Annotated in this window: 25 protein-coding genes; 14 read left to right on the top strand and 11 right to left on the bottom strand. The window is 72.8% G+C overall.

Annotated features, from left to right (window positions below; genetic code table 11):
• Positions 1-47 precede the first annotated feature (47 nt).
• Complete coding sequence (locus HD596_RS49180) at positions 48-1,511, bottom strand: multicopper oxidase family protein (protein ID WP_185076199.1); 1,464 nt, start codon at positions 1,509-1,511, stop codon at positions 48-50.
• Positions 1,512-1,779: 268 nt separating this feature from the next.
• On the opposite strand from HD596_RS49180, the gene HD596_RS49175 reads away from it, so the two are divergent.
• Positions 1,780-2,394 carry a class I SAM-dependent methyltransferase gene (locus HD596_RS49175; protein WP_185076198.1) on the top strand — a complete coding sequence of 205 codons (615 nt, stop codon included), beginning with the start codon at positions 1,780-1,782 and terminating at the stop codon, positions 2,392-2,394.
• Between the two features lie 12 nt (positions 2,395-2,406).
• Here the strand turns inward: HD596_RS49175 and HD596_RS49170 are convergent, their stop codons facing one another.
• The 4 genes from HD596_RS49170 to HD596_RS49155 form a co-directional block, all read right to left on the bottom strand.
• Positions 2,407-3,345, bottom strand: coding sequence for an AfsR/SARP family transcriptional regulator (locus HD596_RS49170; RefSeq protein WP_185076197.1), 939 nt, complete (start codon positions 3,343-3,345; stop codon positions 2,407-2,409).
• A gap of 260 nt (positions 3,346-3,605) precedes the next feature.
• Entirely contained in the window at positions 3,606-4,541 is a 936-nt protein-coding gene (locus HD596_RS49165; RefSeq protein WP_185076196.1) for an aromatase/cyclase, read from the bottom strand.
• 94 nt (positions 4,542-4,635) lie between these two features.
• The gene (locus tag HD596_RS49160) at positions 4,636-5,775 is read right to left on the bottom strand and encodes an LLM class flavin-dependent oxidoreductase (protein WP_185076195.1); all 1,140 of its coding nucleotides are present in this window, start codon (positions 5,773-5,775) and stop codon (positions 4,636-4,638) included.
• Positions 5,772-7,385 carry an ABC transporter substrate-binding protein gene (locus HD596_RS49155; protein ID WP_185076194.1) on the bottom strand — a complete coding sequence of 538 codons (1,614 nt, stop codon included), beginning with the start codon at positions 7,383-7,385 and terminating at the stop codon, positions 5,772-5,774. Before HD596_RS49155 ends, HD596_RS49160 begins: the two co-directional genes overlap by 4 nt.
• 264 nt (positions 7,386-7,649) lie before the next feature.
• On the opposite strand from HD596_RS49155, the gene HD596_RS49150 reads away from it, so the two are divergent.
• The 4 genes from HD596_RS49150 to HD596_RS49135 all read left to right on the top strand — a co-directional run bounded on the left by HD596_RS49150 (position 7,650) and on the right by HD596_RS49135 (position 11,349).
• Complete coding sequence (locus tag HD596_RS49150; RefSeq protein ID WP_185076193.1) at positions 7,650-8,312, top strand: TetR/AcrR family transcriptional regulator; 663 nt, start codon at positions 7,650-7,652, stop codon at positions 8,310-8,312.
• A gap of 120 nt (positions 8,313-8,432) precedes the next feature.
• On the top strand, positions 8,433-9,347 hold the full coding sequence (locus HD596_RS49145; RefSeq protein ID WP_313046528.1) for an NADP-dependent oxidoreductase: 915 nt from the start codon (positions 8,433-8,435) through the stop codon (positions 9,345-9,347).
• Positions 9,348-9,467: 120 nt separating this feature from the next.
• Complete coding sequence (locus HD596_RS49140) at positions 9,468-10,493, top strand: DUF6081 family protein (protein ID WP_185076191.1); 1,026 nt, start codon at positions 9,468-9,470, stop codon at positions 10,491-10,493.
• 10 nt (positions 10,494-10,503) lie between these two features.
• Positions 10,504-11,349, top strand: coding sequence for an SRPBCC family protein (locus tag HD596_RS49135; RefSeq protein ID WP_185076190.1), 846 nt, complete (start codon positions 10,504-10,506; stop codon positions 11,347-11,349).
• Positions 11,350-11,384: 35 nt separating this feature from the next.
• Here the strand turns inward: HD596_RS49135 and HD596_RS49130 are convergent, their stop codons facing one another.
• Genes HD596_RS49130 through HD596_RS65335 form a run of 4 tightly spaced genes read right to left on the bottom strand, consistent with a single transcriptional unit; the run spans position 11,385 to position 15,623 of the window.
• Positions 11,385-12,251 carry a glutathione S-transferase C-terminal domain-containing protein gene (locus tag HD596_RS49130; RefSeq protein ID WP_185076189.1) on the bottom strand — a complete coding sequence of 289 codons (867 nt, stop codon included), beginning with the start codon at positions 12,249-12,251 and terminating at the stop codon, positions 11,385-11,387.
• Entirely contained in the window at positions 12,248-13,855 is a 1,608-nt protein-coding gene (locus HD596_RS49125; RefSeq protein WP_313046525.1) for a dipeptide ABC transporter ATP-binding protein, read from the bottom strand. Before HD596_RS49125 ends, HD596_RS49130 begins: the two co-directional genes overlap by 4 nt.
• The gene (locus tag HD596_RS63025) at positions 13,852-14,667 is read right to left on the bottom strand and encodes an ABC transporter permease (protein ID WP_246555390.1); all 816 of its coding nucleotides are present in this window, start codon (positions 14,665-14,667) and stop codon (positions 13,852-13,854) included. Before HD596_RS63025 ends, HD596_RS49125 begins: the two co-directional genes overlap by 4 nt.
• The gene (locus HD596_RS65335) at positions 14,667-15,623 is read right to left on the bottom strand and encodes an ABC transporter permease (RefSeq protein WP_185076187.1); all 957 of its coding nucleotides are present in this window, start codon (positions 15,621-15,623) and stop codon (positions 14,667-14,669) included. The genes HD596_RS63025 and HD596_RS65335 overlap by 1 nt, the downstream gene beginning before the upstream one ends.
• Positions 15,624-15,806: 183 nt before the next feature.
• On the opposite strand from HD596_RS65335, the gene HD596_RS49115 reads away from it, so the two are divergent.
• Positions 15,807-16,565 (top strand): TylF/MycF family methyltransferase, encoded by a 759-nt coding sequence (locus HD596_RS49115; RefSeq protein ID WP_185076186.1) that lies wholly within the window; start codon positions 15,807-15,809, stop codon positions 16,563-16,565.
• Between the two features lie 28 nt (positions 16,566-16,593).
• Here HD596_RS49115 and HD596_RS49110 read toward each other — a convergent pair whose 3' ends face one another.
• A complete protein-coding gene (locus HD596_RS49110; protein ID WP_185076185.1) occupies positions 16,594-17,187 on the bottom strand; it encodes an NADPH-dependent FMN reductase in 594 nt (197 codons plus the stop codon).
• Between the two features lie 143 nt (positions 17,188-17,330).
• Here HD596_RS49110 and HD596_RS49105 point away from each other — a divergent pair, with 143 nt between their 5' ends.
• Positions 17,331-18,182 carry an oxidoreductase gene (locus tag HD596_RS49105; protein WP_185076184.1) on the top strand — a complete coding sequence of 284 codons (852 nt, stop codon included), beginning with the start codon at positions 17,331-17,333 and terminating at the stop codon, positions 18,180-18,182.
• A 63-nt stretch (positions 18,183-18,245) separates the two neighbouring features.
• Positions 18,246-19,412 carry a nucleotide disphospho-sugar-binding domain-containing protein gene (locus HD596_RS49100; RefSeq protein WP_185076183.1) on the top strand — a complete coding sequence of 389 codons (1,167 nt, stop codon included), beginning with the start codon at positions 18,246-18,248 and terminating at the stop codon, positions 19,410-19,412.
• 7 nt (positions 19,413-19,419) lie between these two features.
• Here HD596_RS49100 and HD596_RS49095 read toward each other — a convergent pair whose 3' ends face one another.
• The gene (locus HD596_RS49095) at positions 19,420-20,568 is read right to left on the bottom strand and encodes a class I SAM-dependent methyltransferase (protein WP_185076182.1); all 1,149 of its coding nucleotides are present in this window, start codon (positions 20,566-20,568) and stop codon (positions 19,420-19,422) included.
• Positions 20,569-20,785: 217 nt separating this feature from the next.
• Here HD596_RS49095 and HD596_RS49090 point away from each other — a divergent pair, with 217 nt between their 5' ends.
• The 6 genes from HD596_RS49090 to HD596_RS49065 are packed head-to-tail and all read left to right on the top strand — an operon-like array spanning position 20,786 to position 26,719.
• Entirely contained in the window at positions 20,786-21,994 is a 1,209-nt protein-coding gene (locus HD596_RS49090; RefSeq protein WP_185076181.1) for an acyl-CoA dehydrogenase family protein, read from the top strand.
• 37 nt (positions 21,995-22,031) lie between these two features.
• Positions 22,032-22,850: a 3-oxoacyl-ACP reductase FabG gene (fabG, locus tag HD596_RS49085; RefSeq protein ID WP_185076180.1), complete on the top strand. Its 819-nt coding sequence runs from the start codon at positions 22,032-22,034 to the stop codon at positions 22,848-22,850.
• A 12-nt stretch (positions 22,851-22,862) separates the two neighbouring features.
• Positions 22,863-23,819 (top strand): aromatase/cyclase, encoded by a 957-nt coding sequence (locus HD596_RS49080; protein ID WP_185076179.1) that lies wholly within the window; start codon positions 22,863-22,865, stop codon positions 23,817-23,819.
• Positions 23,816-24,277, top strand: a complete 462-nt coding sequence (locus tag HD596_RS49075; protein WP_221519945.1) for a nuclear transport factor 2 family protein — start codon at positions 23,816-23,818, stop codon at positions 24,275-24,277. Before HD596_RS49080 ends, HD596_RS49075 begins: the two co-directional genes overlap by 4 nt.
• Positions 24,262-25,323, top strand: coding sequence for an LLM class flavin-dependent oxidoreductase (locus tag HD596_RS49070; RefSeq protein WP_185076177.1), 1,062 nt, complete (start codon positions 24,262-24,264; stop codon positions 25,321-25,323). The genes HD596_RS49075 and HD596_RS49070 overlap by 16 nt, the downstream gene beginning before the upstream one ends.
• A complete protein-coding gene (locus HD596_RS49065) occupies positions 25,316-26,719 on the top strand; it encodes an MDR family MFS transporter (RefSeq protein ID WP_185076176.1) in 1,404 nt (467 codons plus the stop codon). Before HD596_RS49070 ends, HD596_RS49065 begins: the two co-directional genes overlap by 8 nt.
• The last annotated feature ends 4 nt before the right edge of the window (positions 26,720-26,723 follow it).

Genomic DNA, 26,723 nt, shown 5'->3' with positions numbered 1-26,723 from the left:
CCTCATCGAGGGCGTGGCCGGGTGAGCGCCCCTCCCGGCCTTGCCGCTCAGACGACCTCGAACACCGCCATCATGCCCATGCTGGAGTGGTCGAGCTGGTGGCAGTGGAAGACGTACCGGCCCAGGTGATCGGTGAACGTGGCCTGGACTCGGACGGTCTCGCCCGGCGCCACCGACACCGTGTCCTTCGGCCCCTGCTCGGCCGGCCCGGCCGGCACGCCGTTGCGGTCGAGGACCCGGAACTGGACGAGATGCACATGCAGGTTGTGCGGCACCCCGATGGGACTCGTCGAGTTGTGGATGCGCCAGATCTCGGTGCTGCCCCGATTGATCGTGAAGTCCACCCGGTCGGGGTCGAAGAGCCTGCCGTTGATGGTGAACCAGCCGAGGGCGAAGTCGTAGGCGAACGTCACGTCGCGCACGGTCGTGGCCGGGGGCAGCGGGGCCGCCGGGCGCAGCACGGAGGGGACCCGGCTGTCGTCACGCACACGGCCCTCCACGTCGAAGCGCAGCACGGGCAGACCGGTGAGCGTGTCGCTGAGGACCAGTCGGGTGCCCGCCGGATAGCGGGAGAAGTCGACGACGACGTCCGCCCGCTCGGCCGCGCTCAGCGTGATCGTTCCGGTGGGCGCCGGGGCGGGCAGCAGGCCGCCGTCGCTCGCGACCTGCACCAGTTCCTCGCCTCCGGCGAGCTGGAGCCGGAACACCCGCATGTTGCTGGCGTTGAGCAGGCGCAGCCGGTAGCGGCGGCCCGCCACCGGCAGGTACGGGGCCGGGCGGCCGTTGGTGAGGAGGGTCGTGCGGTTGCCCGAGTCGTCCATGATGAAGACGAGGCTGCCGTCGTCGGCGAAGCGGGCGTCGGTCAGCATGATCGGGATGTCGTACGCGCCCTTGGGCAGCTTGAGCGAGCGCTCGGCCGGGTCTTCCAACAGGTAGAAGCCGTGCAGACCGCGATAGACGTGCTCGGCCTCCATGTGGTGGGCGTGGTCGTGGTACCACAGCGTCGCGGCCGCCTGCCGGTTCGGATATTCGTAGGTGCGGGTGGTGCCCGGGTTGATGAGGTCGGTGGGGAAGCCGTCGTGGGCGGCGGGCACGTGGGCGCCGTGCAGGTGCACGGCGGTGCCCATGTCGAGCGTGTTGGTGTGGTGCACGATCACCCGGCGCCCGGTCGTGGCGCGGATGGTGGGCCCGATGTACGAGCCGCCGTAGGTGAGGACGGGTGTCTGCAGGCCGGGCAGCAGTTCGGCGACCGCCGGCCGGGTGGTCACGCGGTAGACGTCGGCGTCGGGCAGGACGGCGGCCGGCTTGAGCGCCGGGGGCAGGGGCAGGGGCACGGTGAAGGGGTCGGGGGCGTCCGCGGCGCGTCCCGAGAACGTGGTGGTGGCGTGGTGGCGGTGACCGGCGGGCCGTGCGAACGCCTGGACACCGGTGTCTTCGGAGGCGAGGACGGGAATCATGGCGGCGCCGCCCGCGAGGGCGCCCAGCTTGAACAGGTCACGTCGTTTCACCATGGTCTGGGGCTCCCCGTGTGGTGCTGGCTGCTGCTGCTCCAGCCCGCAGCCGATCGGCTGTGAGATCGCTGTGAGATGTCGTCGGAAGGCTGGCGTTCTGCGCTCGCGCCCGCCTCGACCGCGGCTGGAGCGGGCACGGGTCACCCCGCTCACAACGTGATCCATGGCGTCTTGAGGGCCGCTCTACCGGGTCGCGGGAAAGTGGGAAGCGCATCGGCGCCGCCGGCGGACAGGACGCCGGCGGCGCCGGCGAGGGAGAGGAGACGGGATGGGGGAGAAGGACCCTTTCGAGGAGGCGTACCGCGCCAAGGCACGGCGGCAGGCACCGCCTTGGGACGTGGGGCACCCCCAGGAGGTCGTGGTCCGGCTGGAGCGCGCCGGGCTGATCGAGGGGCCCGTGCTGGACGCGGGCTGCGGCACGGGCGAGCACACGCTGCTGCTGGCCGCGCTCGGCTACGACGTGCTGGGGATCGACAGCTCGCCGGCGGCGATCAGCGAGGCGCGGGCCAAGGCGGAGGAGCGCGGGATCGCGGCCACGTTCGAACTCGGCGACGCGTTGCGCCTCGGCGGGCGAGGGGAAGGGTACGCCACCGTGGTCGACACGGGCCTGTTCCACCTGTTCGACGGCGAGGCCCGCGCCCGTTACACCGCCGCCCTGCACCGGGCCTGCCGTCCCGGGGCCCGGGTGCACGTCCTGTCGCTCTCCGACACGCCGACCGAGGGCTTCCCTCCGGGAGCGGGGCAGGCCGACTACCGCACGGCCTTCGGCGACGGCTGGCACGTCGAGGAGATCCAGGCCGCTCCCTTCACCTGCCTCGACCCGCGTGACCCGCTGCGGGAGGTGGACGTGCCGGGCTGGCTGGCCCGGGTGCGCCGTTCCTGACCCGGGACACCTCTAGCCGCGCCGGCGCCGGTGCTGCGCCTTGCGGCGGCGCGACGGCTTGCCGCGGGCGCGCTCGCCGCCCTCCTTCTCGGTGGCGTTCACGCTCACCGGGGTGGGCGTCTTGGCCCGCTCCGGCGTCCCGGCGTGCGCGGGGGGCAGGCGGAAGAAGGAGGGTGTGCGGTGCAGGATGGGGTCGTCGGCGAGGATGGCGCGGTGCAGCCGCTGGAGCTTTACCGACGGCTCCAGCCCTAATTCCTTGATCAGGCTCCAGCGCAGCGTGCGGAAGGCGGCCAGCGCCTCGTCCCGCCGCCCGCAGTGGTGCAGGCAGATCATGTACTGCGCCTGGAGCGACTCGTGCAACTGGTGTTCCATACACAGCGCGCGCAGCTCGCCGAGCATCTCGCTGTGCCGGTTGAGCCGGAGGTTGGCCTCGATCCGCTTCTCGATGGTGCCGAACCGCGCCTCCTCCATGCGGACGATCTCGCGCTGCAACAGCGGCCCCGGCGGCACGTCGACCAGGGCCGTGCCGTGCCACAGCCGCAACGCCTCGTCGAACAGCCGCACGGCCTCGGCGACGTCGTCGGCATCGAGCGCGTCGCGCCCGCGCGCGTCGAGCGTTTCGTACCTGTGCAGGTCGATGGATTCGGGCGGCAGTCGCAGCAGATAACCGCCGGGGGTCGTGATCAGATTCTCCTTGACGACGACGGAGGTGGGGACTTCCATTGCCCCGGCCATGCTTTTGCGCAATTGCATGATGTACGTCTGCAGCGTCGTCACCGCGCTGCGCGGCGGATTGTCGTCCCAGAGCTCTTCCATAAGACCGGCGTTCGGCACGACGCGGTTGGAGTTGAGCGCCAGTAACGACAGGATCTGCCGGGGTTTGTGGGCGCTGGGAGTGATGTCGACCCCGTCTTGTTCGACATGCAGTGCGCCTAGCACCCTGACGTGCATGACGGGCCTCCGTTCTGTGGCGTCCGCCCCGGGTCCTCGGCGGCGGCTTGTTTAGAACTTTCCCTACCAAATTTGCGGGTTATATGGATACTAAGTGGTTCGCAATCGATTGTCACGTTTCTTGGCAGGTGGATTCAGATTTTACCTGTTGCATTCTCCGGTTAATTAGGGCGCGCCCCGGCCAACGCCGAATAGCGCTATCGCCGATTCTCGATAGCGCTCGTGAATCGCCGCGGAAACGATTCCGCGGCGATCTCCCGTTAGGCCGATTCCACGTGTGCCTTGGCCCGCTCCAGAATCAGGCGCGCGTTCCCTCCCAGCGCCCGCTCGATCCACGCCCGGCCGTCGGCGAGGCTCACCTCCGGGCCGAGCACTTCGGCGATGCCCTCCTCGCGGATCACGATGGTCTGGCGCGCGGTCACCTCCACGCCGTCCGGGCGCTCCTCGATGGACCATTCGCCCGTGTGCCCACTCGACAGGGGCGGAATCACGAGCTGCTTGTAGACGATCTTCCGGCCGGGGATCCCGACCCGTACCTGACGGGTGGTGTGCGGGTTGCCGTCCTTGTCCGGGGACTCCAGTTCGAGGAGGTGCGCCTCCTCGCCGGCCGGCCGGACCTCCGAGCGGGCGAGGTGCTCGAAGTGCTCGTGCCACCTGCTCCCGTCGTACAGGAAGTCGTAGACCGCCTGCGCGGAGCCGGCCACGTGAACGCTGTCCTGCAGTTCGAGCAGCAGCTCGGACGCCCGGGGCTCCAGCCCGGCCGCTGCGAGCAGCGCGGTCAGCTCCGCGTCGCTGTTCTTGTCGAGCACCTCGTCGATCCAGGGCACGGAGTCCTCGCTGACAGGCCGGTAGTCGTGCAGCAGCCGTACCAGCGACCGCTCAGGCCCGTCCGGTTCGACGATCCAGCCGCCGCCCATGTCGGCGACGGGATGCTGGGCCACCTCCTGCCGGTAGAAGACGCTCAAGGACTCGGGAACCAGGGTCCGCAGCGCCACCCACTGGCGGACGTCCTGGCCGCCGTGGAGCCAGATCCGGGCCCGTTCGCGCTCCGCCGTCCGCTCCAGATACTCCACGTGGACGATCGGCGGGAAGATCCGCGGCCACACGGTCAGGTCCGCGAGCAGACCGTAGACGGTCTTCGCCGGAGCGTGCGCGGTGCCCCGGTGCTCTACTTCGTGCTTGTCCGGTTGCGCCAATGCTCTTTCCTTCCTGGAGGGTCTTCGTGGCCGCCATCGTGGTACCGGTCCCTGGTGCCGCTGCCGAAGCTCACTCGACTGCCGATCGAGCCCCTCATTTCCACGCCTTGGCCAGCAGCTCGTAGGAGCGCACGCGATCGGCGTGACGTGCGGTGATCGTGGTGACGAGCAGCTCGTCGGCCCCCGTGACGTCCGCCAGGCGGCGCAGCCGCGACACGACCGTGGCGGGCGAGCCGGCGATCTGGGTGCTGATCCGGTCGGCCACGTAGGCCCGCTCCTCGTCGGTCCACTCGTGCGCCTCCGCCTCGGCCGTGCTGGGGAAGGGCCCCGTCGCCAGCCCCCGTCGCATGTTCAGCACCCACAGCGCGGTCGGCGCCGCCAGCCGGGCGGCGCTCTCGTCGTTCTCGGCCACGATCACGTCCGCCGACACCATCACGTACGGCTTCGCCAGCCCCTCCGACGGCCGGAACGCCGCCCGGTAGGCCGCCACCGACTCCAGCACGGTCGCCCCGCCCAGGTGGTAGTTGGCCGCGTAGGGCAGGCCGTGCTCCCCGGCGGCCGCGGCGCTGGCCCCCGCGCTCGACCCGAGGATCCACACCTGCAGGTCGGCGTCCTCCGCGGGCAGCGCCCGCAGGGCGACCCCCTGGTCGGTGCGGTAGTCGCCGCGCAGGAAGCTCAGCACGTCCCGCACCTGACCGGAGTAGTCGTCGTCGGCGCCGTCCACCTGGCCGAGCAGCCGGGCCTTGACCCGGAACAGCTCGGTGTCGAAGGAGACGCTGGTCCTGGCGGGGATCACGACGCCGTTCACCACCGTGCCGGGAGCGGTCGCCAGGACCCCGCCCGGCGGGGCCTTGCCGGACTCGGCCGCGACCTCCGCGAACCGCCTGGAGCCGGAACGCCCCAGCCCCAGGTCCACGCGGCCGGGATGGAGTTGCGCGATCGTGCCGAACTGCTCGGCGAGCAGCAACGGCGTGGAGTTGGCGATCAGCGCCGCGCCCGAGCCGACCCGCAGGCGGTCGGTCGCCGAGACCACCAGCGCGATCAGCACGGCCGGGGCGGCGGCGGCCACGCTGGGGCTCAGGTGGTGCTCGGCGATCCAGTAGCGGGAGTAGCCGAGCCGTTCCGCGTGGCGGGCCAGGTCCAGGGTCTCGCGCAGGGCGCCGGCCGCCGTGCCGCCCGAGGTGATGGGCGACAGGTCCAGGACGGACAGCGGCACCGCGCCCCCGCCGCTCACGAGGCCAGCCAGGCGTCGTGCAGGCGCAGCCGTACGGACGGGTCCAGGGTCAGCCCTCGCACCGCCTTCGACACCCCCACGACCTGGGCCAGCTCGAAGACGGGGATGGCGTAGCCGCGGTCGAGGACGGTCCGCTGGATCTCGCCCACCACCTCGGCCCTCCCGGCCTGGTCGAGCGTCTTGACCTCCTGGTCGAGCCGGTCGTCGAGGTCGGTGGGCGGCAGGTAGGCGGCGGCGGAGAACTTCGTGGAGAAGACCGTGCGCAGGATGTCGGGGTCGGCCCTGGTGCTGTTGCCCCAGCGGAAGTCGATCTGCTTCTTCGCCTGGGCCTCGCCGAACCCGGCCGCGTCCACCGGCCGTAGCTGAAGATCCACGCCGATCTTGCGGAGCTGCTGGCTCAGCAGTTCGAGGATCGTGGTGTTCGGGTTGAAGCCGGTGGTGAAGTACACGTTCAGGCTCAGCTTCCGGCCGTCCTTCTGCCGGATCCCGTCGGGGCCGGGCTTCCAGCCTGCCCCGTCCAGCAGCGCCGCGGCCCCGGCGGGGTCGTGAGCCAGGTCCTTGCCGAGGTCGACGTAGGCCGGGGTGGAGCTGGTCAGGATGCTGGTCGCCGGGCGGTAGGTGGGCGTCAGGACCACGTCCACCACCTGCTTGCGGTCGATGCCCTTGCTGATGGCCTTGCGCACCGCCTCGTCGCCGAGCAGCGGCCGGAACGTGTTGGGGTAGAGGGCGTACGGAAGGCCCGGGTTGTAGCGGCTCAGCACCTGGAATCCGCCCTGCCGGAACTGCCGCTCGGTGACCGGCTGCACGTCGGTGATCGCCTGCACCTGGCCGGAGGTCAGCACCCCGGTACGCACCCCCTGCTCGGGCACGATACGGAACTCCACCGCCTCCAGGTACGCCTCACCCTGGTGGGCGGCCAGCGACGAGGGCCAGGCGTACCCGGCTCGCCGTTTCACCGTGACGCTGTGGTTGGTCTGCAGCTTGTCCAGCACGAAGGCGCCGGAGCCGATCGGCGCCCGGCACCTGTCGGCGGCCGGCTTGGCCAGCGACGCCGGGGAGCTGAGCCCCAGCGAGGTGGTCGCGGTCGCCTGGAGGAACTGGGCGTTGGGGCTTTTGAACTCGACCCGGGCGGTGTGCTCGTCCACCACGGTCGTGCCCTTGTAGCCGAACAGGTAGGTGGAGGCGAACAGCGACTTCGCGCCCAGCTTGACCACCTCGTCGAGGTTCGCCTTGACCGCGGCCGCGTTCACGGGTGCGCCGTCGCTGAACGTCACTCCCTTACGCAGGTGGAACGTGAAGGAGGTGGCCTTGGGGCCGATCTCCCAGGAGGTGGCCAGCCACGGCTTGATCTCGCCGGTGCGGGGATCCTGGTCGGTGAGCGTGTCGAAGAGCTGGCGCATGACGTTGACGGCTGAGGAGAAGTTCGCCTGCGGCGGGTCCAGACAGACCGGGTCCTCGGACACGGCGATCTTGAGGGTTCCGCCGGGGCGGGGGGTGGTGGCGGCGCTGCCCACTCCTTCCGCCGAGCCGCCGCAGCCGGCCGCGGCGAGGGTGAGGGCGAAGGCGAGGACCGCGCAGAGGCCGCGGCCTGCCGGTGACACGACTGTCACTTGTCGGAGCTCCTGTCGAGAACGTGAAACGTGCGAACTCAAGGCGCGCTTGAGCGGCCCGGTGGCGGTCGCCGCCGGGATCGGGTGGCGTGCTGGGGGAGGGGCCGGGGTCAGTGACAGGCTTGGCCGGCGATCCGGCAGTAGTCCACGTGGCGGCGGGAGACCAGACGCAACGGGAAAGGCATGACGACCTCTCTTCCGCGAGCGGCGATACCGGTCACCGTACACGGAGTGGAGGGCTCCGTTCTATGTTAGTCTCGGGATGTGAGAGGGAGCACCGCTGGACGAGGGCCGCGCCGGTCCGACGCCAGCCGCAATGACCAGCGCATTCTCGCCGCCGCCCGGGCCGTCTTCGTCGAGCTGGGGCCCGAGGCTCCGGTGTCGGTCATCGCGGAGCGCGCGGGCGTCGGCATGGGCACTCTGTACCGGCGCTATCCGAGCAAGGAAGACCTGATGCGCGCCCTGTCGCTGGCGCACATGGAGCAGACCTGGCAGGAGGCCGAGCGCGGTCTCGTCGTCGATGACGCCTGGGAGGGGTTCGAGGGTTTCGTCACCGCCTGCGTGGAGGCCGGCGTGGACGGCTCGCCCAGGCTCGCCGGCACCTTCGAGATCACCGAGGACGTGCTGGCCGCCAGCAAGCGGGCCCGTGAGGCCATCCAGACGCTCGTGGACCGCGCGCAGGAGGCCGGGGTCGTGCGTCCCGACGTCAACGCCGATGACATCATCACCCTGCTCCACGCGTTGCGTGAGCGGCGCGCGGAGAAGGGCGAGACGGCGGCCGCGCTCAGCCGCCGTTTCCTCGGCATCGTGCTGGACGGCCTGCGCCCGGAGGGGTCCCACCGGCTGGGCGCGCCGGCCACCGACTGGCAGGAGATCGAGAAGGCGATGAAGAGCCGCTCCAAGGAGCCGGACACCGACCCGGGCTGAGGCGCTCCCTCCGCCCCGCGCACGACCGGGCCGCGCAGCGCCGCGCCGGCCCGTGGTTCCGCATCCCCGCACCGCCCGGCGCACCGGGCGGCCCGCGGCATGTCCTCAAGGAGGTCTCACGTGCCTGTTGCGATCGCGTTCTCCGAGTACGGCGCCCCCACGGTGCTCCACCCCATCGACATCGCCGAGCCCGAGCCCGGCGCCGGCGAGGTCCGGGTCAGAATCCGTGCCGCAGGCGTGGCGCCGTTCGACGCCAAGCTCCGTGCCGGGGAACTGCGCGAGTTCTTCCCCGCGGCGTTCCCGCAGCGGCTCGGCAACGAGTTCGCCGGAGTGGTCGACGCGGTCGGCGAGGGCGTGACCGGGTTCGCGGCGGGTGACGAGGTGCTGGGCTGGGCGCTCCTCGTCGCGTACGCGGAGGTGATCGTCGTACCCGCGACCCAGCTCGCCGTCAAGCCGGCGGATCTGTCGTGGGAGATCGCCGGCGCGCTGTCCGTGGTGGGGCAGGGCGCGTACGGCTTCGTCGAAGAGCTGGGCGTGGCGGCCGGAGAGACGTTCCTCATCCACGCCTGCGCGGGCGGGGTCGGCACGGTCGCCGCCCAGCTCGCCGTCCTGCGCGGCGCGAAGGTGATCGGCACGGCCGGCGAGGCCAACCACGACTATCTGCGCTCGCTGGGCGTCACGCCCGTCACCTACGGCCCCGGCCTGGCCGACCGGATCCGGGAGGCCGCGCCCGACGGGGTGGACGCGGCGCTCGACGCGATCGGCGGCGAGGCCACCGACGTCTCGGTCGAGCTGGTCCAGGATCGCCGGCGGATCGGCACGCTCGTCGACGCCGAGGAGGCCATCGCGAAACATGGGATCAGGCGGCTGTCGGGCGCCCGCTCCGTGGAGACCCTCGCTCACCTGGCCGGCCTGGCCGCGCGCAAGGAGCTGATCCTGCCGACCACCGCGTTCCCGCTGACGGACGCCGTCCAGGCCCACGAGCGGGTCGATCTCGGGCACGGGCGCGGCAAGGTCGTGCTGACGGTGGGCTGAGCGAGGTTATACGGGCCGTCGACGAGCGAGGTCGAGTCGCGCTCGACGCGTCCTCGACCGGCTCCCCGTTCAATCTCCGCTGCAAGGCCGATCTTCGGCTGCTCAGAACAGGGAGAATGAATGAGGAGTCTGTACCGCGCGATGGGGAGCGTCCTCGCCTCGGCGGCTCTGGTCGCGGTCATGGCCGCTCCGGCTTCCGCGACGGTCACGGGACGCGTCGAGCGTCTCTTCCATGACGACTTCCGCGCAGGTTTCGACACGGTGAACACCTGGGTGGTGGCCCGCGACGGGATCCCCACCACTTCGGCCGACGGGCTGAACGTACGTGCGTCCGGCACCAACCCGGCCACCGGCGAGCCCGCCTTCGTCTACACCACCCCGCAGGAGGACGACGGCGGGCTCGGCGCCAGCGACGAGGTCAAGTGGGGGGCCACGGTCAACCACACCTCCTCCAACGGGTTCCGCGGGTTCGACGTGCCGGCCGGCTCGGTCTTCAGGTGCGAGGTCTCGCTGGCGGTGCGCACCTTCGGCACCGCCGGCCACCCCTTCGGCAACCTGGCCGGCGACCCGGACCGCGATTTACGGCTGGCCTCGGCGACCGTGCAGTCGGCCGATCCCGAGACCGGCTCGGTGTTCACGTACTTCGTGACCAACCAGCTCATCTACGCCGCCTACGCCCGGCAGCCCAAGCCCGGCCAGAACCACGCCTCCTTCTTCTACGCCATCCCCGTCACGCCGCGGGTGCCGTCACAGACCAACAGCCTGGCCATCGAGTTCGACAAGGACGCGGGTGTGGTGAGCTGGGTGGTGGACGGGCGGCGGGTGCTGAGGCTCGACCGCATCGGCGAGCCGGCCTTCGACCGCAAATACCTGCTCACCGACCACGGCGGCACGCCGCAGCTCGCCCAGCCGCGCCAGCTCTACTGCGGCTTCAGCACCGTCACCTTCCTCGACGGCGCCGGCCGCGACGGGCGGGGGCTGGTGCGCCTGTCGAGCCTGCCCGACGTCTACTACGCGCCGCGCGTGGGGGCGCCGACGCCCGCGGAGTTCTACGACGACGAGAGCCTGGAGAGCAACCGGCTGTGGGGGCAGGGCATCTCGATCCAGGTCGATCACGTGTCCGTCACGCTCCGGCACGGCCACTGAGGGGGCGGCGATGTCAGACGTTCCGAGCACGACGGTACGAGCCCCCGCCACGACCGTCCTGCGGTTGCTGACCGACGTGGCGGCCTGGCCGCGAGTCTTCCCGTCAGTGGTGCACGCCGAGCCGATCGACGGCGGGAGTGCCCGCGTGTGGTGGCTGCGCGACGACGAGATCGCCGAGGCCGTCGTCGGGTACGACGGCGGCACCGGCTCCGTGAGGTTCCAGAGCGACGGCCTCGGGCCGCCGATCGGCGGGACCTGGACGGCCGAGCCGCTGGGCGAGGGCGAGAGCAGGCTGCGCGGCGAGGCCGATCTCGAACCCGTCCGGATCGCGGCCGAGGAGGAGACCGGGCAGCCGGAGGTGCACCTGGAGTTCGCCGACACCGTACGGATCGCGGGCGCGGCGAGCGACGTCTACGACTTCCTGCACCGGGTGGAGGAGTGGCCGCGGGTCGTCCCGCACGTCGCGGCGGCCTCCGCCCGGCCCGCCGGCCCGCACGGCCGGTTCATCGAGATCGACAACGCGGGTCCCGGCGGCCCGGTCCGCACCACCGAGGCGGTGCGGGTCGGCTTCCCCGGCCGGGCCATCGTGGAGAAGCACCGGTTGCTGCCGCCGCTGGCCACGCTGCACGTGCTGCGCTGGACGATCGAGGAGTCCGGCGGGTCCGTGGCGGTGACCGCGGCGCACACGGTCGTGATCCGGCCCTCCGGTGTCGCGGCCGTGCTCGGCGAGGGCACGACCGTGGCCGGCGCGCGGGAGTGGATCCGCAAGGCACTGGGCGGGAACAGCGTCGTGGTGGCCGAACGCGCCCGCGCCTACGCCGAGGAACGCGCGGGCACGGGGGTTCCTCGGCCTTGAAAGAACAGCGGGCCGGATGATCCGGCCCGTGGCGGCTACGGCTGCCCGGCCGCCAGATACTCGGGCACGACGAGCGTGGTGTCGCGGAAGGCGGGCAGCGCGTACAGGTCCTGGAGGTAACCGAGCAGCCGCGGCCACGACGGGAGCGGCCGCCCGGTGATGACCGACAGCGCGTTCGCGCCCTGGTCGAAGCGGACCAAGGTCGTGTAGAAGCGCAGATCCGCCTCGGTGATCGCGGCGCCGAGCAGGTAGCGGTGCGTCGACAGGCGTGCCTCGAACTGGTCCAGCGCCGCGATCACCTGCGGACGCACATCCTCGTGGCGCTTGTCGGTGGCCGACAGGGCCAGCGAGATCTCCTCGTGGACGAGGGTGTTGATCGCGTCGATGCGCGCGGCCAGCTCCGGCGGGTACAGCTGGACCTCGCTCGTCGCGTGCTCGCCGAACCGGGTGCCGAGGTCGCGCAGGATGTGGAAGTACTCGTTGCTCAGGATGCGGCCCTCGTGCCGGTCCCACAGCACCGGCACCGAGATGTGCCCGGAGTAACCGGGCTGGGTGGCCTCGTACGCCTGGCTGAGCAGGGTGAAGCCGTTGACCTCGTCGGGGCCCCGACGCTCTCTGAAGGCCCAGCCGCGGCCGTCCCGCTCGTCGTCCACGACCGAGACGCCGATCACCTTCTCCAGGCCGAGCAGCAGCCGGGCGATCCTGGCGAGCTGGGCCACCGGGCACGACAGCGCCACGTAGAGGTGGTACCTGCCGGGCTCGGCCGGGTGAGCGTCGTCGCCGATCCGGCCGTCGAAGACGTACGCGGGGGGCGCGCTGCGGTCGGGCAGCCCGCGGAACGGGTCGTACCTGCCGTGGACGTCGAGGTCCACGGGGCTGGCGAACGCTGGGACGGAGGTCATGCGGGCTCCTCGATGGTCGGTTGTGCGGGGACGGGGACGGCGTCGAGCAGCGTCCGGGTGTAGGCGTGCCGGGGCTCGCGCAGGACGTCGGCGGCGGGGCCGCTCTCGACGATCCGCCCGGACCGCATCACGGCCACCCGGTCGGCTATCTGCCGTACCACCGCCAGGTCGTGGGAGATGAACAGGTAGCTGAGGCCGAGCTCGGCCTGCAGATCGGTGAGCAGGTCGAGCACCTGGGCCTGCACGGTCACGTCCAGCGCCGAGACCGGCTCGTCGCAGACGACCAGCTCCGCGCCGAGCGCCAGGGCACGTGCGATGGCCACCCGCTGCCGCTGGCCGCCGGACAGCTCCGCGGGCCGCCGCCGCGCGACCGAGGCGGGCAGCGCGACCCGGTCGAGCAGCTCGGCGACGCGGGCCCGGCGACCGGCACGGTCGTCCACGCCGAACGCGCGCAGCGGCTCGGCCACGCTGTCGCCGACGCTCCGCCGCGGGTCGAGCGAGGAGTACGGGTCCTGGAACACCGGTTGCACCCGGCGGCGGAACCGCCGCAGGCCGCCGCGCCCGCCCGCGGCCACGTCGTCCCCGTCGAACACGATCCGGCCCCGCGTCGGCGGGAGCAGGCACAGCGCCATCAGCGCCAGCGTGGACTTGCCCGAGCCCGACTCGCCGACCAGGGCCAGCGTCTCGCCCCGCCGCACGCTCAGCGTCACGTCGTCCACGGCGACCACCGCCTCGCCGGGCGCGCCGAACACCTTGGTGACGCCCTCCACTGACAGCAGGGGCTCGTCAGGAGCGGGGGCGGCGGGCCGCGGCGGCGGGGGAGCGAGGCTCGGGGCGTTCGCGATCAGGCGGCGCGTGTACGGATGGTCCGGCGCGCGCAGGATCCTGGCCGCCGTCCCGCTCTCCACCGACCGCCCCTCGTGCAGCACGACCACCCTGCCGGCCCGCTCGGCCGCCAGCGCCAGATCGTGGGTGACGAGGAGGACGGCCGTGCCCGACCGGCGGGTGAGCGTGGTGAGGTGGTCGAGGATCTGGCGTTGCACGGTGACGTCGAGCGCGCTCGTCGGCTCGTCGGCGATCAGCAGCCGGGGCCCGGCGGCGAGCGCGACGGCGATCAGCACGCGCTGGCGCATGCCGCCGGACAGCTCGTGAGGGTAGCGGCGGGCGCAGGCCGCGGCATCGGGCAGGCCGACCTCGCCGAGCAGCTCCACGGCCCGCTCCCGCGCCTGCCGCCGCTCGGCCAGGCCGTGGACCAGCAGTGTCTCGGCGACCTGCGTGCCCACCCGCGTGACGGGGTTGAGCGAGACCATCGGGTCCTGCGGCACCAGGCCGATCTCCCTGCCACGGATCTGACGCATCCGCCGATGACCGGCGAGGGTCAGGTCCTCGCCGCGGAACAGCACCCGGCCACCGCTTATCCGCCCTCCGGCGGGCAGCAGCCCGAGCACGGCGTGCGCCGTGGTGCTCTTGCCCGAGCCGGACTCGCCGACGACCGCGACGATCTCGCCCTCGCCGACGACGAGGTCGACGCCCTCGACGGCGGGGCCGCTCCGGTAGGAGACCCGCAGGTCCGTGATGCGCAGCAACTCCTCCCCGCCGCTCACCTGGGCACCGCCGCGGTGCCCTCGGGACGGGTCTGGCTGAGCCCCGTCGCGGCCAGCACGGTGAGCACCACCATGAGCCCGGGGAACGTCGTCAGCCACCAGCACGTGCCCACGAAGTCGCGGCCCGCGGCGGCCAGGGCTCCCCATTCGGCGTTCGGCGGCGGGGCGCCGAAACCGAGGAAGCCGAGCCCGGAGGTGGCCAGCAGCGATCCGCCGACGGCCAGCACCGCGTAGGCGAGGACCGGCGCGGCGGCGTTGGGCACGACGTGGCGGAGCAGGACGACCGGCGTGCGCACCCCCGCGGCGATGGCGGCCTTGACGTAGAGCCGGGTGCGGACGCGCAGCACCTCGGCCCGCATGAGCCGGGCGAAGGTGGGCACCGTGGCCAGCGCCACCGCGATGGCGATGTTGGTGGTGCCGCTGCCGAGCACGGCGATGACGACGAGGATCATCAGCATGGTGGGAACGGCCATCAGCACGTCCACCGCCCGCATGACGAGCCCGTCGAGCAGCCCGCCCACGTAACCGGCCACCAGCCCGAGCAGCGCGCCGGCGACCAGCGCCAGTGCCGTGGCCAGCAGGCTCACCTGCAGCGAGGGCCGGGCGCCCCAGACGATCTCGCTGAACAGGTCGCGGCCGAGCTGGTCGGTCCCGAACGGGTGAGCGCCGCCCGGGGGCAGGAGGGCCCGCACGGGGTCGCCCTCGTGCGGCCCGTAGGGCGCCACGACGGAGGGGAACAGCGCGCAGAACCCGATGGCGACGGCGGCCAGCGCGGACAGAACCGTCGCCGGCCGCCGGATGAACGACGGCATCAGGTGGTCCTCCCGGCCGGGCGGCCCGCGGTCACCCGCGGGTCGAGCCACGAGTAGAGCAGGTCGATGAGCAGGTTGAGCACGATGTAGGCGGCGCCGACGAAGACGACCATCGCCTGGACGACCGTCATGTCCCGGTGGGCGATGGCCGTCACCAGCAACCGGCCCAGCCCGGCCCGCCCGAACACGATCTCCGCCACGGTCGCGCCCCCGATCAGCCCGCCGGTCAGCATGCCGACGACCGTGACCGCGGGCAGGGCCGCGTTACGAAGGGCGTGGCGCAGGTTCACCCGGACCGGGCTCGCGCCCTTGGCGAGGGCCGTGGTGACGTACGGCTCGGCGAGCGCGTGGCGCAGGCTGCCGCGCAGCACCTGGGCGATCATCCCCGCGCTGGGTACCGCCAGGGTGATGGCCGGCAGCACCAGGCTGCGCAGGCCCTCGTTGCCGGTGGCGGGGAAGAGCGGCAGCCGGAACGACAGCCCCTCGATCAGCAGGATGCCCAGCCAATAGCCCGGCATCGACACGCCCAGCACGGCCAGCCCCGCGAGCGCGCCGCTCAGGACGCGCCGGCGCGTCAGCGTGGCGGCCACCGCGACGGCCACGCCGGCCAGCAGCGACAGCGGGAGCGCGAGCGCCAGCAGAGCGAGGCTGGCGGGCGCCGCCTCGGCGATGGCCAGGACCGCAGGCTGGCCGGAGGCGATGCTCCTGCCGAAGTCGCCGGTCAGCGCGTTGCCGAGGAAGGCCAGGTACTGCTCCGCGATCGGCCGGTCCAGCCCGAGCTCGTGACGCAGCGCGGCCTCCTGCTCCGGCGTGGCCTGCAACCCGCCGAGATTCCCGTCGAGCATCAGCTCCACGGGGTCTCCGGGGAGGAGGTGCACGAGTGCGAACGAGAGCGACACCGCGACGAGCAGGACCAGGGCCAGGGAGAGCAGGCGCTGAAGGAGATACCGGCTCACCGGCGCGGCGGAGAGGACAAGACGATCATGATCTCCACGTTAACAACGGCATCTCTCCCGCCACTCGAGCCACGGTGGAGCGCCGCTGGAGTGCTGGTGGAGCGGCCTGGCTCGAACCGTATTCGAGCCCCGGCGGCGAGGATCCCCCCATCCGGCCGCCGGCCCCTGCCACGAGGAGATCACATGCCCGACGGGACGCAGCTCTACCTGGAACTGCTCAAGAAGATCCTGACGAACGTCATCTACCAGGACCCGACCTTCCCCGACCCCGCCGCCGAGCACGGCATCTCGGGCTACCGGGACGACATCCGGGAGATCGGGCTCGACTGGCCCACCGTGGCCCACACCATGGTGGGCCGTAAGCGCCTGGACAACGTGCACTGGGCGGTGGAGAAGGTGCTGGAGGACGGGGTGCCGGGCGACTTCGTCGAGACCGGGGTGTGGCGCGGCGGCGTGTGCATCCTGATCCGCGCGATCCTGCAGGCCCACGGGGTCACCGACCGCACGGTGTGGCTGGCCGACTCCTTCGAGGGCATGCCGGTGACGGGAGAGGAGAGTCACGAGGCCGACCGCAGGCTGGCGGTGCACCGCTACAACCACGTGCTCGCGGTGTCGCTGGAGGCGGTGAAGGAGAACTTCGCGCGGTACGGCCTGCTCGACGACCAGGTCAAGTTCCTGAAGGGCTGGTTCAAGGACACGCTGCCCACGGCGCCTCCCGGGCCGCTGGCCGTCATCCGGCTCGACGGCGACCTGTACGAGTCGACCACCGACGCGTTGGTGAATCTCTACCCGAGGCTGTCGCCCGGCGGCTTCGCCATCATCGACGACTACGCCATCGGAGCCTGCCGGGAGGCGGTGCACGACTACCGGGCGACGTTCGGGATCAAGGACGAGATCGTGCCGATAGACACCTTCGGCGTCTACTGGCGGCGTACGGACTGAGCGGGCCGTCGCCGGCCCGGGCGGGCGGTCAGCAGACGTAGGGGCGGGCCGCCCGCGCCGCCCGCAGCGCCTCGCCCCACCAGCCGAGCTGGTCGAGCAGGAGCTTGGCGGCGGCGTTGACGCTCTCGGCGTCGTGCGGCCTGCCGGTCTCGTCGAACTGGGTGTAGGCCATGTGGAAGCTGACCGTCTCGCGGATCGTGGTGGCGTGCAGCTCGGCGAAGACGAGCCGGAGCTGTTCGACGGCGCGCAGGCCGCCCGCGTAGCCGCCGTAGGAGACGAAGGCCACGGGCTTGGCCCACCACTCGGGGTGGACGGAGTCGATGGCGAGCTTCAGCGAGGCGGGATAACCGTGGTTGTACTCCGGCGTGACCACGACGAAGGCGTCGGCGGCGCCGATGCGGGCGGCGAAGTCGCGTACTTCCCGCTCGGGGTACTCACCGGTGCTGACCGGGTGTTTCTGCTGGACGATCGGCAGGGACACCTCGGCCAGGTCGATGACGTCGAGCTCGAAGCCGCCGTGGTCGCGGACCCGGTCGACGAGCCAGCTTCCCACGATGGAGCCGAAGCGGCCCTCGCGGGTGCTGCCGATGATCACGGCCAGTTTCAGAGGAGCGCCGGACAATGGGGATTCCCTTCTGGGCGGCGGATTGGAGGGCATCGTAACACTAAATGGAGCGGTGCGCTCCGTTCGGAGCGAATCGCTCCACATGGCTCGGTCCAGCGGCCGTGTAGCCGGAATCGAGCGGCCCCGCCCATGGTGACGGCATGACCGACACCACTTCACGGCCGCGCCGCTGGCTCGTCACGGGTGCCTCACGCGGCCTCGGCCGAGCGGTCGCCGAGGCGGCCCTGGCGGCGGGCGACACCGTGATCGCCACCGCGCGCAAGCCGGCCGCGCTCAACGACCTGGTCGCCGCGCACGGCGACCGCGCCGTCGCCCTGCCGCTCGACGTCACCGACCGGCAGGCCGTCTTCGCCGCCGTCGAGCGGGCGGTGGAGCTGGCGGGCGGCATCGACGTCCTGGTCAACAACGCCGGTCACGGTCTGGCGGGGGCCGTGGAGGAGGTCTCCGAAACCCAGGCGCGCGAGGAGCTGGAGGTCAACTTCTTCGGCGCGCTGTGGTGCGTCCAGGCGGTGCTGCCGGTGCTGCGCCGCCGGGGCGGGGGCCACATCTTCCAGATGTCGAGCATCGCCGGCGTCACCACCTACCCCAACCTCGGCCTCTACTGCGCGAGCAAGTGGGCGCTGGAAGGGCTGAGCGAGACGCTGGCCCAGGAGGTGGCCGGCTTCGGCATCCGGGTGACGATCGTGGAGCCGGGCGAGTTCCGCACCGAGTGGAGCGCGGGCAGCATGGTCAGGGCCGTGCCGCTGGCCGCCTATGACGACGTGCTGGCCAAACGGCGGCACGGGCTGTCGGGGGTGTACGCGCACCTGCAGCCAGGCGATCCGGCCAGGCTCGGGCAGGCGCTGCTGGAGGTCCTCGACGCCGACCCGCCGCCGCTGCGCCTGCTGCTCGGCCGCGGTGCGGCCGAGCTCGCCCCGCGCGTTCTGCGCGAGCGCGTCGCAGGCTGGGAACCGTGGCGCGAGCTGGCCGAGAAGGTGGACTTCGATGCATGAGACCGGACGCGGGCGGTCGTGGATTCGTGAGGTGACGTGCGGCGTGCAGGAGGGAGCAGGAGCATGAGGGTCATGGTCGTCGTACTGCCGGCGCTCGGTCACCTCTTCCCGGTCGTGCCGCTCGCCTGGGCGTTGCGCGCGGCGGGGCACGAGGTGCTGGTGGTCACCTCGGACGGCGCGGTGGACGCCGCGGTGCGCGCCGGGCTGCCGGTCGTGGACGCGGCGCCCGGCGTGGACATCGCCGCCACGGTCTTCGGGCAGGGTCAGGGCACCCAGGAGGAACGCGCCCGCACCCTGCGCGAGCGCGGCAGGAAGATCGCCGAGGCCGGCGCCACCACGCCCGACCTGGTCTTCGAGCGCTTCGCGCGGGTCTCCGCGCTGATGGCGGACGAGACCCTGCGGGTGGCCCGCGACTGGGGTCCCGAGCTGGTGGTGTACTCCCGGCTGCAGGGGGCGGGCCTGCTCGTCGCCGCCGCGCTGGGCGTGCCGGCCGTCGAGCACGGCTTCAACTTCGTCGCCGAGCCCGGCTTCGCCCGCCGCTACCTGCCGCACCTCGCCGAGCTGTTCTCCCGCAACGGCGTGCCGCCACGCGAGCCGCGCGTCCAGCCGGTCCACGTCGCGCCGCCGGAGCTGATGATCGGCGGCGGGGAGGGCTGGTCCGCGCGGTATGTCCCGTACAACGCGGGCGGGGAGGTGCCGGGTTGGCTCTGGGAGCCCGCGGCACGGCCCCGGGTGCTGGTCACGCTGGGCACCGTGGTGCCGAAGATGGCCGGGCTCGGCGGGCTGGCTCCGCTGCTGGCCGCCGCGGCGGAGACCGACGCGGAGTTCGTGCTGGCGCTGGGCGGTCAGGCGGAGCCCGGCGCGCTCGGGCCGCTGCCCGCCAATGTACGGCAGGTGCCCTGGGTGCCCCTGCACTCGGTGCTCACCCGCTGCGCGGCCGTCGTCCACCACGGCGGGTCGGGCACGACGCTGACCGCCCTGGCCGCCGGGGTGCCGCAGCTCGTCCTGCCGCACGGCGCGGACCAGTACCTCAATGCGGGCGTCGTCGTCAGCGCGGGTCTGGGGCTGAGCCGCGAACCAGGGGAGGCCGACCAGAAGGTCCTGGCCGAGCTGCTGGAGGACGGCCCCGTACGCGCCGCCGCGCGGGCGGCGGCGCGGCGCGTACGCGAGCTGCCCGCCCCCGCCGCGCTGGTGCCGAGGCTGGAGGCCCTGGCCGCGGCGGAGGGCTGAGCGCGGCTCACCCCTGGGGCTTGCGCGCGGGACCGGGCTCGTCGTTGTAACCCTTCTCGATGAACGCGATGTTGTGGTAAAGGTGCACGCCGGTCACGTGGGCGTCGGTGTAGGACGGCTCGTGGCCGGGCCCGTGGTCGTACTCCTTGTGGTGCAGGCCGTCGATCAGGGACCTGAGCAGGCCCATCGTGGTGCCCGGCGCGGAGGGGCCGCCGCCGTAGGAGGGCCAGTAGGAGGTCTGCAGGTCCTCGATGACGTACCAGCCGCCTGGGCGTACGTGCGGGAAGAGCGCCGCGAACGAGGTCAGCACGTGCCTGTTGACGTGGCTGCCGTCGTCGATGACGATGTCCAGCCCGCCGATCCCGGCCCCCAAGCGGGCCAGGAAGGCGCCGTCGCTCTGGTCGCCCCTGATCGTGCGGACGCGGGGCTCGTCCAGCCGTTTGTCGTGCACGTCGAGCCCGTAGATCAGGCCCCGGCGGAAGTACCGCTGCCACATGCGCAGCGACCCGCCGCCGGCGCGGGGGTCGTCGTAGCCGCCGATGCCGATCTCCAGCAGGCGCACCGGAGCGTCGCGCAGCGGCGCGAAATGGCGTTCGTAGTGCGGCGTGTACCAGTGCACACCTCCCCACTTGTCGGAGCCGAAGGTCACGGCCAGGTCGTCGAGGGCCGGGGGCACGGGCCGGAGCTCGCGCAGCAGCGCGTGGCCGGCTCGCACGCCGCGCCGCCTGCGCGCCAGCAGCGGCGGCACCTCCGCAGGGTCGGGGTCGTCCGGCCAGCGGGCCAGCAGCTCGTGCTGCCTGCGCAGCCCGGTGGCGCGCGTGCCGTACAGCGCCCGCGCCAGGTCGGCGATCGGGTACGTGATCCGCACGTCGGCCCCGCTCCTCTCACCCTCCACCACGGCCGCGCCCTCGGGCCCGAAGCCGATGTCGAAGGCGATACCGGGGACCGGGCCGGTGCCGTCGGCGTCAGGACCGGTCAGCTCCAGCCGGACCACCGACTCCTCGGCGGCGGGCCCGCAGCGGCTGAGCAGCTCGGCGACCAGCACGCCTGCCACCTTCTCCGGCCCGATCTCCGCGATCACGCGCTCGTGGCCGCCGTCCAGGTCGCCCGCTTCGACCAGCGACGCCACCACGCCCCACGGTTCCGCATCCGTCATTCGAAGCACCCCTTTCTCGTCCCGTCTACCGGCCGAGAGTGGCCGGTGGGCGCGGAGGCGGCGTCCACGCGTGCTGGAGAAGGACTGGAGACGGCCCGTCCCCGCCGCCGGCACGGGCGGCCGGATCCGCCCGCGCTTGAGCGCCGGTAGAGGGACGCCGGTGACAGTGAGTTCGGGCGCGCCCCGGCGGGCGTGCCGCGAGAGGGAGGTGACCGGAATGAACGTCAGGACACGCGGGCCGGCCGTGGAGCCTGCGGCGCGAGGTGTGGCGGCGGGCGAGCGGGCCGTGCGCGAGCTGGCCGACGTCGCCGGGCGGCACGCCGAGCGGGCGGACGCGTCGGGGGAGCCGGCCCAGGAGGCGGTGTCCGGCATCGTGGCCGCCGGTTTCGCCCGCCACTTCGTCCCCGAACGGCACGGCGGGGCGGCGGGCGGGTTCGCCGCGCTGCTCGGCGCTGTCGCGGCCGTGGGGGAGCGGTGCGCGTCCGTCGCGTGGTGCGCCTCGCTGGCGGCGGGGTCCGCGCGGCTCGGGGCGTACCTGCCGGAGAGTGGGCAGGCGGACCTGTGGGGCGGCGGGCCCGACGTGCTGGTCGCGGCGGGGCTCATCCCCTCCGGGCGGGCGGTGCGCCAGCGCGACGGCTGGAGGCTGACCGGGGAGTGGGCCTACACCAGCGGCGCCGAGTTCTCCGACTGGGTCCTGCTGTGCGCGCCGACCGGCCCGGGCGACGGCGCCGGCGGCAACGCGGCGAGGTTCTTCGCCGTCCCGCGCGCCGGGTACACGGTGCGGCCCACGTGGCGGGCGCTCGGCATGCGGGCCACCGCCAGCGACACGGTGGCGGTGACGGACGTGTTCGTCCCGGAGCACCGGTCGGTGCCGCGCGAGCGGATCTACCGGGGCGAGGCCGCGCAGCCGGCGGCGCGGTGTCACGCCGTGCCGTTGCGGCTGGTCAGCGGGCTGCTGTTCGCCGGGCCCGCGCTCGGCGCCGCGACGGCCGCCGTTCAGGCGTGGCGGGCCCGCCTGAGCGCGGAGGCGTCCGCGGCCGAGAGCGCCCGGCTGGCGCTCGCGCGGTCCGCGACCGAGGTCGAGACGGCCCGGCTGCTGCTGAACCGGGCCGCCGAGACGGCCGATCGCGCCCCGCTGGGCGGCCCGCCGGACGAGGCACGCAACGCCCGCGACTGCGCGTACGCCGTCGAGCTGCTGCGGGAGGCCACCGACCGGCTGTTCCGCAGCGCGGGCACCCGCGTCCAGGCCGCCGGGGATCCCCTCCAACGGGCCTGGCGGGACGTCTCCTGCGTGGCCGGCCACGTGGCCCTGCGCTTCGAGCCCGCCGCCCTCCAGTACGCCGCCCACCTGCTCACCCCCTCCCCCGAGGACCGGTTCGAGCGCGAGTCGAGCGGGGCGGCAGCCGGGCTCCAGGCCAGGGTGTGACCGTCGGGGTGGGACAGCGCGAAAGCGAGGAGACGGCATGACCGAACAGCACAGCACCGGGGCTGCGGGGGCCACGGTCGCACGGCGCAGGCTGGCGCTGGTGACCGGCGGGACCAGCGGCATCGGCCTGGCCGTGACCAGGTCGCTGGCCGCCGCCGGCCACCAGGTCTTCATCTGCGCCCGCAGGGCGGACCAGCTCGCCCTGGTGGTCAAAGGGCTGCGCGAGGAGGGGCTGGCGGTGGACGGGGTCCCGGCCGACGTGCGCGACCCCGGCGACGTGCGCACGTTCGTCGAGACCGCGGTGCGGCGCCACGGCCCCGTGGACGTCCTGGTCAACAATGCCGGGCGCAACGGCGGCGGCGTGACCGCCGAGATCACCGACGAGCTCTGGTTCGACGTCATCAACACCAACCTGAACAGCGTCTTCCTGGTCACGCGCGAGGTGCTGACCAACGGCGGCATGGCGGCCCGGAGGCAGGGCCGGATCATCAACATCGCCTCCACGGGCGGCAAGCAGGGCGTCGTCCTCGGCGCCCCGTACTCGGCCTCGAAGCACGGCGTGATCGGCCTGACCAAGGCGCTCGGCCTGGAGCTGGCCAAGTCCGGCATCACCGTGAACGCCGTCTGCCCGGGGTACGTCGAGACCCCGATGGCCGAGCGCGTCAGGAACGGCTACGCCGAGGTCTGGGGGACCACGCCCGACGAGGTGCTCACCAGGTTCAACGCCAAGATCCCGCTGGGCCGTTACTCCACCCCCGACGAGGTGGCCGGTCTGGTCGGCTACCTGGTCACCGACACGGCGGCGTCGATCACCGCGCAGGCGCTGAACGTGTGCGGCGGCCTGGGCAACTACTGAGAGGAGAGTGAGATGGCCGACCCGCGCACGCACCGGGCCGAGCACCGCGTCACGGTGCGGGCTCCGGCGGAGAAGGTCTACGAGCTGATCGCCGACGTGACCGCCTGGCCGCGCGTGTTCCCGCCGACCGTGCACGTCCAGCGGCTGGAGACGGACGGGGCCGCCGAGCGGATCACCATCTGGGCGACCGCCAACGACACGGTCAAGTCCTGGACGTCCCGCCGCGAGCTGGACCGGGCCGGGCTGCGGATCTCGTTCCGCCAGGAGGTGTCGCAGCCTCCGGTCGCCGAGATGGGCGGCCGGTGGGAGATCGAACCATTGCCGGGCGGCGAGTCGCTCGTCCGGCTGCATCACGACTACCGGGCGGTCGGCGACGATCCGGACGGCGCCGAGTGGATCGCGCGGGCGGTCGATCGCAACAGCGAGGCGGAGCTGGCCGCGCTCAAGCAGGTCGCCGAGCGTGAAGCGGCCCAGGACCGGTTGCTGCTGGTCTTCGCCGACAGCGTCGAGATCGCCGGCTCCGCCCGGGACGTCTTCGACTTCGTCGACCAGGCGCAGCACTGGGCCGAGCGGCTGCCGCACGTGGCCCGCGTCTCGCTGCGCGAGGTGCAGCCCCACGTCCAGGTGCTCGGCCTGGACACGCGTACGGCCAAGGGTGACCTGCACACCACAGAGTCCGTACGCGTCACCTTCCCCCACCGGTCCATCGTCTACAAGCAGCAGGTGCTCCCCGCGCTGCTGTCGGTGCACAACGGCCGGTGGACCTTCGCCGAGCACGACGGCCGCACCACCGCGACCAGCGAGCACACGGTGGTCATCAAGGAGGAGGCCATCGCCTCCGTCCTGGGCGAGGACGCGGACGTCGAGACGGCCCGCGCATGGGTCCAGCGGGCGCTGAGCGGCAACAGCCTGGCCACGCTGGAGCACGCGAAGAAGTACGCGGAGAGCGCCGTGGGAGCGGCGTCGTGAGCCGTCCCCTCTCCCCGGGCGGCCTGTACGCCGAGATCCAGGCGTTCTACGCCAGGCAGACCCGCCTGCTCGACCGCGGCAGGACCGACGAATGGGCGGCCACCTTCACCGAGGACGGCGTCTTCGAGGAGGTCGTCAAGGGCGAGCGGCTGGAGGGCCGCGAGGCCATCGCCGCCTCCGCCCGCAAGCGCGCCGACGCCACCGCCGCGGAGGGGGTGCAGCGCCGGCACTGGTTCGGCATGCTGGAGGTCGATCACGAGGCCGACGGCAGGCTCGGCGCCACCTACTACGCCCTGGTGATGTCCACGCCGACCGGCGGCGGGCTCGCCGTCTACCTCAGCGCGGAGGCGCACGACGTGCTGGTCCCGCACCACGACGGCTGGCTGGTCAGCCACCGGAGCATCCGTCACGACGCGGCCGGGCCGCTGGAGAGCGAGGCGCCGTGGAGTTCGGCGTAGTCTTCTTCCCCACCGTCGGTCCCGGCGACAAGCCGGCCCCGCAATACTTCGACGAGTGCCTCCACCTCGCGGAGCTGGCGGAAGATCTGGGCTTCCGGCACGTCAAGACGGTCGAGCACTACTTCTTTCCCTACGGCGGCTACAGCCCCGACCCGGTGACCTTCCTCGCCGCCGTGGCCGCCCGCACCAGCAGGATCCGGCTCGGGACCAGCGCGGCCATCCCCGCCTTCACCCATCCGGTCAAACTCGCCGGCAAGCTCGCCATGCTGGACAACCTGTCCCACGGGCGGCTGGACGCCGCGTTCGGGCGGGCGTTCCTGCCGGACGAGTTCGCCGCCTTCGGCATCCCGCTGGACGAGAGCAGGGACAGGTTCACCGAGGGGGTGACGGCCTGCGTACGGCTGTGGAGCGAGGAGGACGTACGGTTCGAGGGGCGCTTCCACCAGTTCGGCCCCGTCACGCTGCTGCCCAGGGTCGTGCAGCGGCCGCACCCGCCGGTGTTCGTCACCAGCGCGCGCAGCGCGGAGTCGGTCGAGCGGGCCGGCACCGACGGCTACAACCTGCAGACGGTGCCGAACGTGATGTCGCGCGAGGTGCTCCAGGAACGCCTGTCGATCTACCGGGGCGCCTGGGCGGCGGCCGGCCATCCTGAGGGCGCGGCGCGTGTCCACTTCAGCTATCCCTGCGTGGTGGCGGAGGACGGCGCTCAGGCCGTCCTCAAGGGGCGCTTCGACGAGGAGCGGAACACCGCGGCCATCGCCGCCGCCGTCCGCGCCTGGAGCGGCACCACCAGCGCGGCCTACCCGGGCTACGAGAAACTGGCCGACCTCACCACGCGGACGACCTTCGACGACCGGCTCAAGGACGACAAGGTGCTGGTGGGCGACCCCGAACAGGTCCGCGGCCAGCTCGAGCGCATCGCCGGCTGGTACGGCGACGACGTGACGATCAGCCTGGGCATCCATTCCGGGCACCTGGACGTCCAGGACGCGGCGCGCACCCTGCGCCTGCTGGCCGACCGGGTGCTGCCCAAGCTGCATGCCTGACGAGGCGGCGCCGCAGGCCGGCCCGCCCCGCGTGGACGGCCGGCTGCTGCGCGTCGGGCTGATCCTCCAGCTCGGCGCGCTGGCACCGCTGCTGGACACCACCATCGTCAGCGTCGCGATCCCCGACCTGGGCCGGGCCTTCGGGGCACCGGTCGCCGCCATCCAGCTCGTCAGCACCGGTTACCTGCTGGCCTTCGCCATGGTGGTGCCGCTCGTCGGCTGGGCGATCGAGCGCTATGGTGGGCGGCCCGTCTGGACGGTGTCGCTGCTGCTGTTCCTGGCCGGGTCGCTGCTGTGCGGGGTGGCCTGGTCGCTGCCCGTCCTGGTGGCGGCCAGGGTGGCGCAGGGGGCGGCGGGCGGGATGATCTTCCCGGTCATGCAGACGGTCCTGGCCCAGGTCGCGGGAGAGCGGCGGCTCGGGCGGGCCATGGCGATCCTGGCGGTGCCCGGCCAGCTCGCCCCCATCGCGGGGCCCACACTCGGCGGGGTGCTCGTCGCCACGCTCGGGTGGCGCTGGATCTTCTTCGTCAACCTGCCGATCTGCCTGGTCGCGCTGGTGGCCGGCCACCGCGGGCTGCCGCGGGGCGTCCGGGACGCCGGGCGACGGCTCGACGTGGCCGGTCTGGCGCTGCTCGCGCCCGCGATGGCGCTGCTGGTCTACGGCCTGACGCGGGTCGGGGAGGCTCCCGACGGCCCGGACGTCGTGGCGTCCGGCTGCGCCGGAGCGGGGATCGTCCTGCTGCTGGCCTTCGTCGTCCGCGCGTCGCGCCGGCCCGTGTCGCTCGTGAACGTGCGCCTGTTACGGGTACGCTCGCTGTCGTCGGCCTCGGCCGTGGTCTTCTGCACCCAGGCCGCGCTGCTCGGGACGATGTTCGTGCTGCCCCTGTTCTACGAGCGGATCCACGGTGCGGACGCGCTGCGGGCCGGGCTGCTGCTGGCTCCCCAGGGGATCGGCGCGATGCTCGCGATGCCGCTGGTCGGGCTGCTGGTGGACCGGATCGGCCCGCGGCCTCTCGTGCTGGCGGGGATCGTCCTGGCCGTCGCCGGCACGCTCCCGTTCGCGCTCGCCGGTCCGTCGGCGGACCAGGCGGTACTCGCGCCGGCTCTGGGGGTGCGCGGGCTCGGGCTGGGGGCGGCGGTGATCCCCGTCGTCTCGGCGGCGTACTACGGGATCCCGGAGCGGGACTATCCGGGCGCGACGACCGTGTTCAACATCGTCCAGCGGCTGGGCGCGTCGTTCGGCACCGCCGTGCTCGCGGTCGTGCTGCAGTGGCGGCTGGGCGATCCTGGCGGGGCCGCCGACGCCTACTCCGGGACCTTCTGGTGGGCCATCGGGTTCACCGTGCTGACGCTGCTGCCGGCGCTCCTCATGGCAGGCCGCCGCCGTTCTGAGTGATCTG

It is taken from the genome of Nonomuraea jabiensis (assembly GCF_014204795.1).
Lineage (GTDB): Bacteria > Actinomycetota > Actinomycetes > Streptosporangiales > Streptosporangiaceae > Nonomuraea > Nonomuraea jabiensis.
This window is presented reverse-complemented; position numbering and strand designations above follow the sequence as displayed.